The following is a 12,596-nucleotide window of genomic DNA, read 5'->3' on the forward strand; positions in this document are numbered from 1 at the left end:
TACAACGATTCAACCGGACGAATTACTTCGCCACCGGCATCGTAAATTCAGCACCCTTGGCGATGCTATCCGGCCAGCGCTGCATGATGCTCTTGTAGCGCGTATAGAAGCGCACCCCCTCTTCGCCGTACGCGTGATGGTCGCCGAACAGCGAACGCTTCCAGCCGCCGAACGAGTGCCACGCCATCGGCACCGGAATCGGTACGTTGATGCCGACCATGCCCACCTGAATCTGCCGGCCGAACGCGCGCGCCACGCCGCCGTCCGAGGTGAACAGCGACACGCCGTTGCCGAATTCGTGCGCGTTGATCAGATCCACGGCGCTCGCGAAATCGGGCACCCGCACCACTGCCAGCACCGGGCCGAAAATCTCTTCCTTGTAGATCTTCATGTCCGTGCCGACATGGTCGAACAGCGTGCCGCCGACAAAGAAGCCGTCTTCGCTCGCCACCGGATGCGCGCGGCCGTCGACGATCAGCTTCGCGCCTTCCGCCTCGCCCGACGCGATATAACCCGTCACCTTGGCCTTATGTTCCGCGGTAACCAACGGGCCCATTTCAGCGTCGAGATGTTCGCCGTTCTTGATCACCAGCGACTTGACGCGCGGCACCAGCTTTTCGATCAGCTTGTCGGCCACGTTGCCGACCGCCACCGCAACCGAAATCGCCATGCACCGCTCGCCGGCCGAACCATAGGCCGCGCCGATCAATGCATCGACAGCTTGATCCAGATCGGCGTCGGGCATCACCACCAGATGATTCTTCGCGCCGCCGAGCGCCTGCACGCGCTTGCCGCGCTTCGACGCTTCCGTGTGAATGTATTCGGCGATCGGCGTCGAGCCCACGAACGACAGCGCCGCGACGTCCGGGTGATCGATCAGCGCATCCACGGCGACCTTGTCGCCGTTGACCACGTTGAACACGCCGTCCGGGAGACCGGCCTCCTTCAGCAATTCGGCGAGACGCAGCGACGCCGACGGATCACGTTCCGACGGCTTAAGGACGAACGTATTGCCGCAGGCGAGCGCGACCGGAAACATCCACATCGGCACCATCACGGGGAAGTTGAACGGCGTGATACCCGCGACGACGCCCAGCGCCTGCCGCAGATTCCAGTTGTCGATGCCACCGCCGATCTGGTCGGTGAAATCCGTCTTCAGGAGGTTCGGAATGCCGCAGGCGAACTCGACCACTTCGATGCCGCGCACCACTTCGCCTTGCGCGTCCGTGAACACCTTGCCGTGTTCGCGTGTAATCAGCATTGCCAGTTCGTCGTGATGCTGGTTCAGCAACTCCTTGAACTTGAACAGAATGCGGGCGCGCTTGATCGGTGCCGTTTCGCTCCAGGCGGGAAAGGCGGCCTTGGCGGCCTGCACCGCCGCATCCACTTCCTCGACCGACGCCAGCGCGACCGAGGCGCTCACCTTGCCGGTGGCGGGATTGAACACGTCCTTGAAGCGGCCGCTGGTCGGCGCGGCCGGCGCGCCGCCGATGTAGTGGCCCAGCTGCTGCACCGACAGCTTCGCTTGTTCGTTCACTGCATTCATGTCCTTACCTCGTGTTCGGGATAAACCGCGGCGCGTCGGCACCGGGCCATAGGCAAAAAATCAGGCTACGTCGTCCGGCACCAAAGCGGTAATCCGCTCGTCGGCAGGCTCCATGAGACCGCCAACTGTATCGACGGCGCCGGTCATACTCCCGATACAGCCAATTAAAACCGCGCCTCACTGTATTGTTTTTTGTGTGGCAACTGTATTGGGACGCGAACCCCGTTCAGGCGTCAGCGCACGTCGCTGCGTGGCTCGGTCAAAACCCGCCCACGCCGCGCGTCACCAGCGCATACGGGCCGCTCGTCAACTGTTCCCGGAGAAATTCGATGCACACCTGGATCTTCGCCGACGACGACAGCCGCTCCGCCGTCACCGCCCAGACATCCGCGGGCTGCATGTAATCAGGCAGCACGCGCACCAGTTCGCCGGTGCGCAGGCTCTCGGCCACGTCCCAGATCGACACCATCACCACGCCGTAGCCGTCTCTCGCCCACTGCACGACGATATCGCTGAGATTGGACGCGACGGTGCCCGTCACCTTCACGCTCTTTTCGCCGTCCGGGCCGCTCAGACGCCAGACGCCGAAGCGGTCGTCGCGTCCGCGAAACAGCAGGCAGTCGTGCTGGGCCAGTTCGGCCAGTTCGAGCGGCACGCCGCGCCGTTCCAGATACTCCGGCGACGCGCAGAGTATCCGCGCGCTCTCCACCATCTTGTGCGCGATCAGGTGCGGTTCATGCACTTCGCCCACGCGAACGTCGATATCGAAGTTCTCGCCGACCAGATCGGCGCGCCGGTCCAGCAGTTCCAGCCAGATCTCGAGATTCGGATGACGCTGGCGTAGCAAGGCCAGAATCGGCGACACGTGTTTGCGGCCGAGCCGCAGGCTGGTGCTGATGCGCAGCAAGCCGCGCAGTTCGGTGCGGCGATCGGCGAACGCATCGGCCATGCCTTGCACGTCGTCGAGTATTTTTTGCGCCCACTGCAAAGCGGCTTCGCCGTCGCTCGTCACGCTGACCCGGCGCGTGGTGCGCTGAAAGAGCTTCACGCCAAGACTCGCCTCCAGCATGGCGATACGCTTGCTGACATGTGAAGGCGACAAACCCATTTCCGTCGATGCCGCCACGAAGCTGCCCCGGCGCGCGATGTTGCAGAACAACTGCAGATCGCGCAGGAAAGACTCATTGCTGGCTGTGAGCGCATTCTGATTTTCCATCTGGCCGCATTGTGTCCGTGCAGAAGCACATTACCCTAGCCTTAACGAGCCGATCGGGCAAGCGACGCCGGCCGGATGATTACTCGGTACAACCAGGTACTCGTTAACCCTGTGTTCGGAAGACCGTTTCGCTGCACAGCAACATTCCAGGCGCCCGGAAAGCAGGCCGCGCGGTCGGGGCCAGGTAAATCCTGGCTTGCATAGTTTTGCTTTCAGTACGCCAATGAATCAGCCGTAGAAGCTGATCAAAAAACATTTCTGTTATGGAGACGACATGGAAACGACTACATCGGCGGCCGGCCACGAGCGCCGCTCGCAGGCTCGCAAAGCAACCGCCAGCGGCTGGATCGGATCGGCACTCGAGTACTACGACTTCTTTATCTACGCCCAGGCGGCGGCCCTGATCTTTCCACAGTTGTTCTTTCCCTCGGGTAATCCGAAGATCGCCATCGTGGCTTCGCTCGCCACTTACGGCGTGGGTTATGTCGCACGGCCGATCGGTGCGGTGGTGCTCGGGCACTGGGGCGATACCCACGGCCGCAAGAACGTTCTGCTGGTCTGCATGTTCCTGATGGGCTTCTCGACGATGGCAGTCGGCTTTCTGCCTACCTATCACAGCGTCGGGCTGCTTGCGCCCACTCTGCTGGTGGTGCTGCGCCTGATTCAGGGTTTCGCCGTGGCCGGTGAAATCTCCGGCGCGAGTTCGATGATTCTCGAACACGCACCATTCGGGCGGCGCGGTTACTACGCAAGTTTTACGCTGCAAGGCGTGCAGGCGGGCCAGATTCTCGCCGCCGCAGTGTTTCTGCCGCTCGCCTACTTCATGGACGAGAGCTCGTTCAATTCGTGGGGCTGGCGCATCCCGTTTCTGCTGAGTGCCGTGGTGCTGATTGCCGGCTACATCATTCGCCGCGAAGTCCATGAAACGCCCGCCTTCACCAAGGAAGACGCGAGCGGCAACGTACCCAGGTCGCCGATTGTCGACGCCTTCCGCTACAACTGGCCCGACATGGTGCGTGTGATTCTCTGCTCGCTGATGAACGTGATTCCGGTCGTCGCCACCATCTTCGGCGCGGCCTATGCGGTGCAGGCGTCGTATGGCATCGGTTTTTCCAAGAGCGTCTACTTGTGGATTCCGGTTATCGGCAACATCGTCGCCGTGCTGGTCATTCCCTATGTGGGCAATCTGTCCGACCGGATCGGGCGGCGCCTGCCCATCGTCGTCGGCGCGCTCGGCGCGGGTCTGCTGTCGTTCGGTTACCTGTACGCGATTAGCATCCGCAACGTGCCGCTCGCCATCGTGATGTCGATCCTCATGTGGGGCATCATCTATCAAGGCTATAACGCGATCTTCCCGAGCTTCTATCCGGAGCTGTTCCCGACCCGCTCACGCGTCTCCGCCATGGCCATCGGCCAGAACATCGGCACGACGATCACCGCCCTGCTGCCCGCGCTGTTCGCCTATGTCGCGCCGCCCGGATCGACCAATGTGCCGCTCATCATCGGCACGATCACGTTCGCCATCACCATCGTTGCCGCGGTGACCGCGTGGACCGCACGCGAGAACTACCGCGTTAAGTTGAGCGATCTCGGCGAACCCAATGCGGTGCCGATCGATAAGGCCAGCTACGACCGGATGCGGGCCGAGACCATGGCAGAAACCAAAAAAGCCCTCGCGTAAGCCAATTCGATCGAACTTCAAAGGAATCGATCCATGACCACCATCCGGATCGCCGTGGCCGGCGCGGGCTATATCGGCCGCGCTCACATGGCTGTTGCGCAGCAGAGCGGCACGTGCACGCTGTCGGCGATCGTCGACCCGTCGCCAGCGGCACAGGCGCTCGCTGCCCAGGCCGGCGTACCGCTTTACCGGACGCTCGAGGAACTGCTCGAACGCGATCGCCCGGACGGCGTGATCCTGGCCACGCCGAACCAGTTGCATGTGGAGCACGCGCTGACCTGTCTCGCGGCCGGCGTGCCCACGCTGCTCGAGAAACCGATCGCGCCCACGGTCGATGAGGCCGAAACGCTGGTCGGCGAAGTCGAACGCCGCGGCGTGCCGTTGCTGATTGGGCATCATCGCGCGCACAGTCCGATCATGGCCCGTGCGAAGCAACTGATCGACGAAGGCCGGCTCGGCAAACTGGTCGCGGTGATGGGCAGCGCGGTCTTCTTCAAACCGGATGAGTACTACGCCGACGCCCCCTGGCGGCGCGAGCCGGGCGGCGGTCCGATCCTGCTGAATATGATTCACGAGGTGCACAACCTGCGCATGCTGTGCGGCGATATCGTGGCCGTGCAAGCGTTTTCGTCGCATGCCACACGTGGTTTTCCGGTCGAAGACACAGTGGTGATCAACCTGCGCTTCGCGAGCGGCGCGCTCGGCAGCTTCATGCTGTCGGACACGGCCGCGAGCGCGCGTAGCTGGGAACAGACGTCGCAGGAAAACAAGGCTTATCCCACGTATCCGGATGAAGACTGTTACGTCATTGCGGGCACCTTCGGCTCGCTCGCCGTGCCCACCATGCGCCTGAAAACCTATGGCAATGCCGAGGATCGTTCGTGGTGGAAGCCGTTTCAGGTCGGCGTCGCCGAGATGACTCGCGACGATCCGCTCAAGCTCCAGCTCGAACATTTCGTGCGCGTGATCCGCAAGGAAGTCAAACCGCTCGTGAGCGCCCGCGACGGCCTGCAGAATCTGCGCATTACCGAGGCGATTGTCGAAGCGGCCAATACCGGTTGCGCGGTGGACACGAGGTCCGCACTCGCAGCGGTGCACTGATGTCGCCCGGCCTTTACTGAATCCATTGTTCCAGGGACATCCCATGAAAACCTTCGTGATGCTTCACGGCATCAACCACAATATGTTCGGCAAGCGCGATCCCGCGCAATACGGCACCGTGACGCTGGCCGAAATCGACAGCAGTCTGCAGGCATTGGGCAAGGAACTAGGCGTCCAGGTCGAGAGCTTTCAGACCAATAGCGAAGCCGCGATGTGCGAACGCATCCACCAGGCTTTCACGGAGAATGCGCACGGCGTCATGATCAACGCCGGCGCGTGGACGCATTACAGCTACGGCATTCGCGATGCGCTGGCGATCCTGACGGTGCCGGTGGTAGAGGTCCACATGTCGAACATCCACGCGCGCGAAGCATTCAGGCACGTGTCCGTGTTTGCGGAAGTCGTCAAAGGGCAGATTTGCGGCTTTGGTGTGGACAGTTATTTGCTGGGGTTGCGGGCGGCTGTATCGGCGGCGGCCGCTTAACCAACGGGGCTCTTTCTTCGCCGCGCTCGGGGTCGTTCACCGTGCGCGGCGAATGCTCCATCAGCGCCATGCGTCGGTCAATTCGTTGGCCAGCACCATCTTTTCGCGGATCACTTCGACAAAACCGGCGTCCGCGCCACCCTGTGCCTTGAGGAATTTGAGCGCGGCGGAATGCACGGCACGCATCGCCCTTCCGTCGATGCCGCTCATGCGCGCCGCACCGCGCCGCGTCTCATCCACCAGATCGCGTGCGCTGCTGAAGTCGGGCGATAACCCGCTCTGCGCTTCGAACGCCGCGCGCAATCCCGCCGCATAGTCAGGCGATGTTCCGAGCCGGTCCATGTCGATCAGCAGATCGACGCCGCCCGCCATGCGCAACGCACACAGAATCCACAACGCAACGAACGCCCGATATGCATTATTGCCTTCGGCCGTGCGCGCATACTGCTCGCAGGCCATTGCATAAGCGTCATCCGAAGTGGGCGCGGCGGGCGGCAAGCTCACGCCGCAAATCTCGATGGCCTGCCTGACTAGCGGGTCCGTCTGATTCAGCCCAAGCACCCGAAACGGTGCGGCCACGAAAAACGGATTGCTCCATTGCCGACCAAGCAGCCACCCCGAAGCGAACTGCGACGCGGGATTTCGCAGCACACCCACATGCATGGCCTGCGGAAAAGCCTGTTTCAGCCACGGCAATCGGCCGGACGAACGGCAAAACTTGAAGACCGGCAGGCTGCCTTGTTCGGTGGTGCGCTCGCAAAGATTGCGTAAATAGGCCTGCAATGCGGGAAATTCCGCGTCCGGTACGCTAGCGAAGCGATCGAGGCTGAACCCCCGGCGGTAACCGTCCACACCGCGAGCGCCGTCGCGCAAAAACGGGCGATATTCGTCGAAATACGGCGCGTCGAGCGGCGGGTGTCCCGACGTCAGCGTGGGACGCGACGCGGACACATCGGCAAGGCTCAGGTCCGCGAGCACGTTGCTGAGCGGTTCATAAAAGGCGGTCACGGTGTCGAGTTCGCGCAGTCGCGACCAGACCCACGTTCCCGCACTACGCCAGCCTGTATGCAGAAATACAGCCTGTTTCAAGGCGCTGTTCCGCGCGGCATCGTTTGACGGGTCATGCGGCGACCCATAGGACAACGGCATGTGGACTTCTCTTCAATGAAAGGTAAGCGGTGCAGCGTCTACTTTAGCGGCGCGCGCCGCCGCCTGCGTGACAGAAGCATCACTTTACCTTGCAAGCGGCACCGCGTTCGCCGGCGCGCGTGTCAGCCCGAACTGGAAACGCCAGTCCAAACACTTTAAGCTGCCAGTCTTCCGAACCAAAACGCCGCTCATATGAACGATTCGGCCGATATCCGCTTCCTGTTGACGCTGCGCGAAAGCGGCAGCCTGGTCGCCGCGGCGCGCAAGCTGGGGCTGTCGCCCTCGGCGGTCACGCAGCGTCTTCAGCAACTGGAAAGGAAACTGGGCGCGCAACTGGTGAACCGCACGGCACGCCGCCTGCAGTTCACGGACGAAGGCACGCTGCTGTGCGAACGCGGCGCCGACCTTGTCCAGCAGTTCGACGCGCTATTCGAAGATCTGCAGATGCGCCGCGGCGGACTCGTCGGCACGCTGAAGATCAACGCGCCGCTGGGGTTTGGGCGGCGGCATCTCGCACCCGCGATTGCCGATTTCCAGCAGCGGAATCCGGAAGTCGACGTCGCGCTCACGCTTTCCGACAAGCCGCTGACCGAGACGATGGATCGCTTCGATATCGTCGTGCACATTGGCGAACTGCCGGTGTCGAATCTGATCGGCTACACGATTGCGCCGAATGCGCGCTTCGTCTGCGCGGCGCCCGCGCTGATCAAGCGAATCGGCACGCCGGAATCTCCGGATGAATTGAGCAAACTGCCCTGCATCGTGCTACGCGAGAATAACGAAGATGTCTCGCTGTGGCAGTTCAGCAAGGGCCGCACGCGCCGCAGCGTGAGAGTGTCCGCTCATTTGAGTTGCAACGACGGTGACGTGATTCGCCAGTGGGCATGCGAAGGACGCGGCGTGATCCTGCGCTCCGAATGGGACGTGGCCGAAGATATCGCGAAGGGCAAGTTGGTCCGTCTGCTGCCCGGCTGGAAAGCGCCGGATGCCGACGTCATGGCGCTTACGCATCAACGCGCGGGCCTGCCGGCACGCACTCGCCATTTCATGCAGTATCTGCAAAGCAGGTTCAGGCCGCAGCCGCCCTGGCGGCGATGAATGTTCAAAACCAACTCCGGTGCAGTCGCAAAACGGATCATTCAATCTGACCGAATCTATGAGTTAGCCAATCTGAACGCCGCGCCGCCGGTGAAACTTTATAATCAGTTCACCGTCCGCTGCTGGTCAAATCGATCATGACTCTTGCCTCCGTGCCTGCCGCCTATCCCAAAGCCGTCCTGTTCGATCTGCTGACCGCCCTGCTCGACTCGTGGACCTCGTGGAATCGCGCGGCCGGTTCCGAGCAGGCGGGCCGGACATGGCGCGCCGCGTATCTGCGGCTGACCTACGGCTGCGGCTCATACACTGCGTACGAACAACTGGTGCGCGAAGCCGCCACCCAGGTGGGCCTGCCCGAATCCGCTGCGCTGGCGCTCGAAGCGGACTGGCCGATGCTCACGCCGTGGAGCGGCGCCCTCGACGCACTGCAAACGCTCGCATCGCATTGCAAGCTGGCGGTCGTCACCAACTGCTCCACGCGCCTCGGCACACAGGCGGCGCACCTTTTGCCGGTCCGCTGGGATGCGATCGTCACCGCCGAAGAGGCCGGCGTGTACAAACCGGACCCGCTGCCTTACCGCCTCGCGCTCGACAAACTCGGCGTGCAAGCTCACGAAGCGGCGTTCGTGGCCGGCTCCAGCTACGACATGTTCGGCACCGCCGCCGTCGGCATGCGGACGTATTGGCACAACCGCGTCGGCCTGCCGCTCGTTGCCGGCGCGCAGCCGCCCGAGATCCAGTGCGCGACGCTGGACTCGCTCGTCCCGTGGCTCGCTCGCTTCGGCACCAGCCAGCATGACCACGCATAACCCCATTTCCGGTGAAAGCATGAAACTCGACCAGATTGAAACCCCCGCCGCGTTGATCGACGTCGCACGGATGCAAAGGAACATCGCGCGAATGCAAGGGCGGATGAACACGCTCGGCGTCGCGTTTCGGCCGCACGTGAAGACCACCAAATGCATCGACGTGGTCCGCGCGCAGATCGCTGCCGGCGCGCGCGGCATCACGGTGTCCACATTGAAGGAAGCCGAGGCGTTCTTCGCCGCCGGTGTCGACGACATTCTTTACGCCGTCAGCATGGCCCCGTCGAAGCTGCCTAGAGCGCTCGCGCTGCGCCGCCAGGGCTGCAATCTGAAGCTCGTGGTTGACAATCCGATCGCCGCCTCGGCCATCGCTGCATTCGGCGATCAGCATGGCGAAACCTTCGAGGTGTGGATCGAAGTGGATACGGACGGGCACCGCTCAGGCATTACACCTGAGCAGGACACGCTGCTCGAAGTCGGCCGGATTCTGCATGAGAACGGTGTGAAGGTGGGTGGTGTGATGACCCATGCCGGCTCGAGTTACGAGCTCGATACGCCCGAAGCACTCGCCGCGCTCGCTGAGCAGGAACGCGCCGGCTGCGTGCGCGCCGCGCAGCGGCTGCGCGAAGCCGGCATTGCTTGCCCGGCCGTCAGCGTCGGTTCGACGCCAACGGCCCTCGCTGCCACGCAGTTGGAGGGTGTCACGGAAGTACGCGCCGGCGTGTACGTGCTGTTCGACCTGGTCATGCACAACGTCGGCGTGTGCGCGCTCGACGACATCGCGCTCAGCGTGCTCGCCACCGTGATCGGTCATCAGGCGGACAAGGGCTGGGCGATTCTCGACGCGGGCTGGATGGCGATGAGCCGGGATCGCGGTACTTCGAAGCAGTCGCACGATTTCGCGTACGGCCAGCCGTGCTTGCTGAACGGCACGCCGCTGCCCGGCTACGTGGTCAGCGGCGCCAATCAGGAGCACGGTATCCTCTCGCCGACAGCGGACAGCGCTCAGGCTCACGACGATGTCACGCTGCGCTTCCCGATCGGGATGAAACTGCGCATTCTGCCGAATCACGCGTGCGCTACCGGCGCGCAGTTTCCCGAGTATCACGCGGTGGCGCCGGACGGCAACAGCGTGGAGTGGCGGCGCTTTCAGGGCTGGTGAAGCAGGAGGCGCCAGCGCATGACACCTCTATTGCGCAGCGCCGACGATGTGATCAAGCTCTACGGCTACAGCCGCTCCACAAGGCAGTCGCATAACGCATGACGATTTCGCCCACCACCGTGCTCGACTATCCGCGTCGCGCGTACAAGGACCGAGGCATGCACGACAACGCAGCGAACACCGCGACACCCGACTCGCGCCGCTGAGCCGCTGAGCCGCTAAGCTGCCACATCACTCCTCCTCTTCCTCCAGCCCCGCCAGCAGATCGTCCACCGCGCGATACACGCGCTCGACGATCTCCGGCCCCACCTTGCGCTCCAACGCGCGGTAATGCGCTTCGAGATCCTTCGAAATCACGCGCACCAATTCCGCGCTCGTGTCCGTGAGCGACACCAGCACGCGCCGCTGGTCTTCGGCGAACCGCTCCTTGGTCACCAGTTCCATGCTCTCCATGCGCGCGAGCACGCCGGCCATGCTCGGGCTCGAAATCGTGCAGATATCGGAGATGTGGCGTGGTTCCATCGGGCCGTGCTCGTTGAGCGCGCGAATCACGCGCCACTGCTGTTCGGTCAATCCATGCGCGGTAATCAGCGGACGAAACCGCTCCATCATTTTTTCTCTGGCGCGCAGCAACAGCATGGGCAGGTTGCGGTGCAAAACTCGGGTCGAGGCGGAAGCGGACATGTTGGAAGATGATTTAAATGCAGCCGTCGAAGCTTAAGGGAAAACCCGCGATCAGCCGACAGGCTATTGACCATGGATGATATCAAGCGCAATACTACTAACATGTTAGTGTTTTTGCCGAGAGACAGCTAATTTATGTTTGCACTTGCCGATCATCTGCTGCATCCCGAAGGCGAGGCGCTGCCGCGCGACGTGGATGCGCGCGCCGCGGCCGCGCTGCTGGCTCGTGGCACGGCCTGCCGCGCGCCGGTTCGCGGCGCTGTCTATGGAACCTTGCTGAACGACCGCGCCGCGCTCGCGGCGCTGGGCGACGCGGTGCACGCCGCGCCGTATAAAGCGCCGCCGCAAGCGCCGGTGCTTTATCTGAAGCCGCGCAATACGCTCGCCGGGCATCGCGCGCGGGTCGTCGTGCCGGACGACGCGTTGGGCGTGGAAGTCGGCGCGTCGCTCGGCATCGTGATCGGCCGCACTGCAACACGGGTCAGCGTGGCCCAGGCGTTCGACTACGTCGCCGGCTACACGCTGGTCGCCGATCTCAGCGTGCCGCATGCGAGCGTGTACCGGCCATCGGTGCGATTCCGCGCGCGCGACGGCTTCTGCGTCGTCGGACCCGCCGTGGTTGCCTCGCATCATGTTGCGACGCCGGATAACCTCCCGATCCGGGTTCAGCTTGGGTCACGGGACGCATTCGCGGCGAGCACCGCGTCGTCGGTACGCAACGTCGCGCAAATGCTCGCGGACGTCACCGATTTCATGACGCTCAGCGCGGGCGACGTCATCACGCTCGGCGTGCCGCACGGTTCGCCTGTCGCGCATATCGGCGACACGGCCACGCTGTCGATCGGCGCCATGCCGCCGCTCACGGTGTGGTTCGTCGGCGCCGAAGAAGAACAACAAGGAGCACAGCCATGATGCGCGGCCGCGTTGCGTATGCAGGCGCGATTCACGAAGCCTATCCCGACGCCAACGGCGTGCGTCTCGCCGATGGCCGCGTGCGTCGCGAAGATGAAGTGGTATGGCTCGCGCCGATCGAAGTCGGCACGATCTTCGCGCTCGGCCTGAACTATGCGGAGCATGCGAAGGAATTGCAGTTCAGCAAGCAGGAAGAGCCGCTCGTGTTCCTCAAGGGACCGGGCACGGTGGTCGGCCATCGCGGCGTGACGCGCCGCCCCGCCGACGTCGCCTTCATGCACTACGAGTGCGAACTGGCGGTGGTGATCGGGCAAACCGCGAAGAACGTGAAGCGCGACAACGCCATGCAGCATGTGGCGGGTTACATGATTGCGAACGACTACGCGATCCGCGACTACCTGGAAAACTATTACCGCCCCAACCTGCGGGTCAAGAATCGCGACGGCGGCACGGTGCTGGGCCCCTGGTTCGTCGACGCCGCCGACATCGAAGACGTGACGCAACTCGAATTGCGCACCTTCGTGAACGGCACGCGTCAGCAACACGGCAACACGCGCGATCTCGTCACCGACATTGCGGCGCTGATCGAGTACCTGAGCAGCTTCATGACCCTCGCGCCCGGCGACGTGATCCTGACCGGCACGCCCGAAGGCATCGTCAACGTCAATGCGGGCGACGAAGTGATCTGCGAAATCGACGGCCTGGGCCGTCTCGTCAATACGATTGCATGCGACGCGGACTTCAACCGCGCCTGATC

Annotated in this window: 12 protein-coding genes; 8 read left to right on the top strand and 4 right to left on the bottom strand. The window is 63.2% G+C overall.

The genetic code is table 11. The annotated features are described in order from the left end of the window. Positions 1-22: 22 nt before the first annotated feature. Both B0G81_RS13885 and B0G81_RS13890 read right to left on the bottom strand, forming a co-directional pair. A complete protein-coding gene (locus B0G81_RS13885) occupies positions 23-1,546 on the bottom strand; it encodes a CoA-acylating methylmalonate-semialdehyde dehydrogenase (RefSeq protein ID WP_134136375.1) in 1,524 nt (507 codons plus the stop codon). Between the two features lie 259 nt (positions 1,547-1,805). Continuing rightward, the gene (locus B0G81_RS13890) at positions 1,806-2,762 is read right to left on the bottom strand and encodes a LysR family transcriptional regulator (RefSeq protein ID WP_134136377.1); all 957 of its coding nucleotides are present in this window, start codon (positions 2,760-2,762) and stop codon (positions 1,806-1,808) included. A 274-nt stretch (positions 2,763-3,036) separates the two neighbouring features. On the opposite strand from B0G81_RS13890, the gene B0G81_RS13895 reads away from it, so the two are divergent. From B0G81_RS13895 to aroQ, 3 genes are read left to right on the top strand one after another with little or no spacing between them, the layout of a single operon-like run. Then, entirely contained in the window at positions 3,037-4,443 is a 1,407-nt protein-coding gene (locus B0G81_RS13895; RefSeq protein ID WP_134136379.1) for an MFS transporter, read from the top strand. A gap of 33 nt (positions 4,444-4,476) precedes the next feature. Beyond that, a complete protein-coding gene (locus tag B0G81_RS13900; protein WP_134136381.1) occupies positions 4,477-5,544 on the top strand; it encodes a Gfo/Idh/MocA family oxidoreductase in 1,068 nt (355 codons plus the stop codon). 43 nt (positions 5,545-5,587) lie between these two features. Continuing rightward, positions 5,588-6,028, top strand: a complete 441-nt coding sequence (aroQ, locus tag B0G81_RS13905; protein WP_134136383.1) for a type II 3-dehydroquinate dehydratase — start codon at positions 5,588-5,590, stop codon at positions 6,026-6,028. Positions 6,029-6,088: 60 nt separating this feature from the next. Here aroQ and B0G81_RS13910 read toward each other — a convergent pair whose 3' ends face one another. Beyond that, on the bottom strand, positions 6,089-7,177 hold the full coding sequence (locus B0G81_RS13910) for a hypothetical protein (RefSeq protein ID WP_134136385.1): 1,089 nt from the start codon (positions 7,175-7,177) through the stop codon (positions 6,089-6,091). Positions 7,178-7,369: 192 nt separating this feature from the next. On the opposite strand from B0G81_RS13910, the gene B0G81_RS13915 reads away from it, so the two are divergent. The 3 genes from B0G81_RS13915 to B0G81_RS13925 all read left to right on the top strand — a co-directional run bounded on the left by B0G81_RS13915 (position 7,370) and on the right by B0G81_RS13925 (position 10,243). Next, entirely contained in the window at positions 7,370-8,275 is a 906-nt protein-coding gene (locus tag B0G81_RS13915; RefSeq protein ID WP_116121881.1) for a LysR family transcriptional regulator, read from the top strand. A gap of 137 nt (positions 8,276-8,412) precedes the next feature. Continuing rightward, the gene (locus B0G81_RS13920; RefSeq protein ID WP_116121882.1) at positions 8,413-9,084 is read left to right on the top strand and encodes an HAD-IA family hydrolase; all 672 of its coding nucleotides are present in this window, start codon (positions 8,413-8,415) and stop codon (positions 9,082-9,084) included. A 19-nt stretch (positions 9,085-9,103) separates the two neighbouring features. Then, a complete protein-coding gene (locus B0G81_RS13925; RefSeq protein WP_134136387.1) occupies positions 9,104-10,243 on the top strand; it encodes a DSD1 family PLP-dependent enzyme in 1,140 nt (379 codons plus the stop codon). A 231-nt stretch (positions 10,244-10,474) separates the two neighbouring features. Here the strand turns inward: B0G81_RS13925 and hpaR are convergent, their stop codons facing one another. Continuing rightward, complete coding sequence (gene hpaR / locus B0G81_RS13930) at positions 10,475-10,927, bottom strand: homoprotocatechuate degradation operon regulator HpaR (protein ID WP_243856440.1); 453 nt, start codon at positions 10,925-10,927, stop codon at positions 10,475-10,477. A 135-nt stretch (positions 10,928-11,062) separates the two neighbouring features. Between hpaR and B0G81_RS13935 the strand changes: the two genes are divergently transcribed. Beyond that, positions 11,063-11,839 (top strand): fumarylacetoacetate hydrolase family protein, encoded by a 777-nt coding sequence (locus tag B0G81_RS13935; RefSeq protein WP_134136389.1) that lies wholly within the window; start codon positions 11,063-11,065, stop codon positions 11,837-11,839. Further along, a complete protein-coding gene (locus B0G81_RS13940) occupies positions 11,836-12,594 on the top strand; it encodes a fumarylacetoacetate hydrolase family protein (protein ID WP_134136391.1) in 759 nt (252 codons plus the stop codon). Before B0G81_RS13935 ends, B0G81_RS13940 begins: the two co-directional genes overlap by 4 nt. The last annotated feature ends 2 nt before the right edge of the window (positions 12,595-12,596 follow it).

This window comes from Paraburkholderia sp. BL6665CI2N2 (genome assembly GCF_004366535.1).
Taxonomy (GTDB): domain Bacteria; phylum Pseudomonadota; class Gammaproteobacteria; order Burkholderiales; family Burkholderiaceae; genus Paraburkholderia.

Bases quoted from the DNA above. Each gene is read 5' to 3' on its own strand.
- B0G81_RS13885 (WP_134136375.1), bottom strand. From the start codon at position 1,546: ATGAATGCAGTGAACGAACAAGCGAAGCTGTCGGTGCAGCAGCTGGGC.
- B0G81_RS13890 (WP_134136377.1), bottom strand. From the start codon at position 2,762: ATGGAAAATCAGAATGCGCTCACAGCCAGCAATGAGTCTTTCCTGCGC.
- B0G81_RS13895 (WP_134136379.1), top strand. From the start codon at position 3,037: ATGGAAACGACTACATCGGCGGCCGGCCACGAGCGCCGCTCGCAGGCT.
- B0G81_RS13900 (WP_134136381.1), top strand. From the start codon at position 4,477: ATGACCACCATCCGGATCGCCGTGGCCGGCGCGGGCTATATCGGCCGC.
- aroQ (WP_134136383.1), top strand. From the start codon at position 5,588: ATGAAAACCTTCGTGATGCTTCACGGCATCAACCACAATATGTTCGGC.
- B0G81_RS13910 (WP_134136385.1), bottom strand. From the start codon at position 7,177: ATGCCGTTGTCCTATGGGTCGCCGCATGACCCGTCAAACGATGCCGCG.
- B0G81_RS13915 (WP_116121881.1), top strand. From the start codon at position 7,370: ATGAACGATTCGGCCGATATCCGCTTCCTGTTGACGCTGCGCGAAAGC.
- B0G81_RS13920 (WP_116121882.1), top strand. From the start codon at position 8,413: ATGACTCTTGCCTCCGTGCCTGCCGCCTATCCCAAAGCCGTCCTGTTC.
- B0G81_RS13925 (WP_134136387.1), top strand. From the start codon at position 9,104: ATGAAACTCGACCAGATTGAAACCCCCGCCGCGTTGATCGACGTCGCA.
- hpaR (WP_243856440.1), bottom strand. From the start codon at position 10,927: ATGTCCGCTTCCGCCTCGACCCGAGTTTTGCACCGCAACCTGCCCATG.
- B0G81_RS13935 (WP_134136389.1), top strand. From the start codon at position 11,063: ATGTTTGCACTTGCCGATCATCTGCTGCATCCCGAAGGCGAGGCGCTG.
- B0G81_RS13940 (WP_134136391.1), top strand. From the start codon at position 11,836: ATGATGCGCGGCCGCGTTGCGTATGCAGGCGCGATTCACGAAGCCTAT.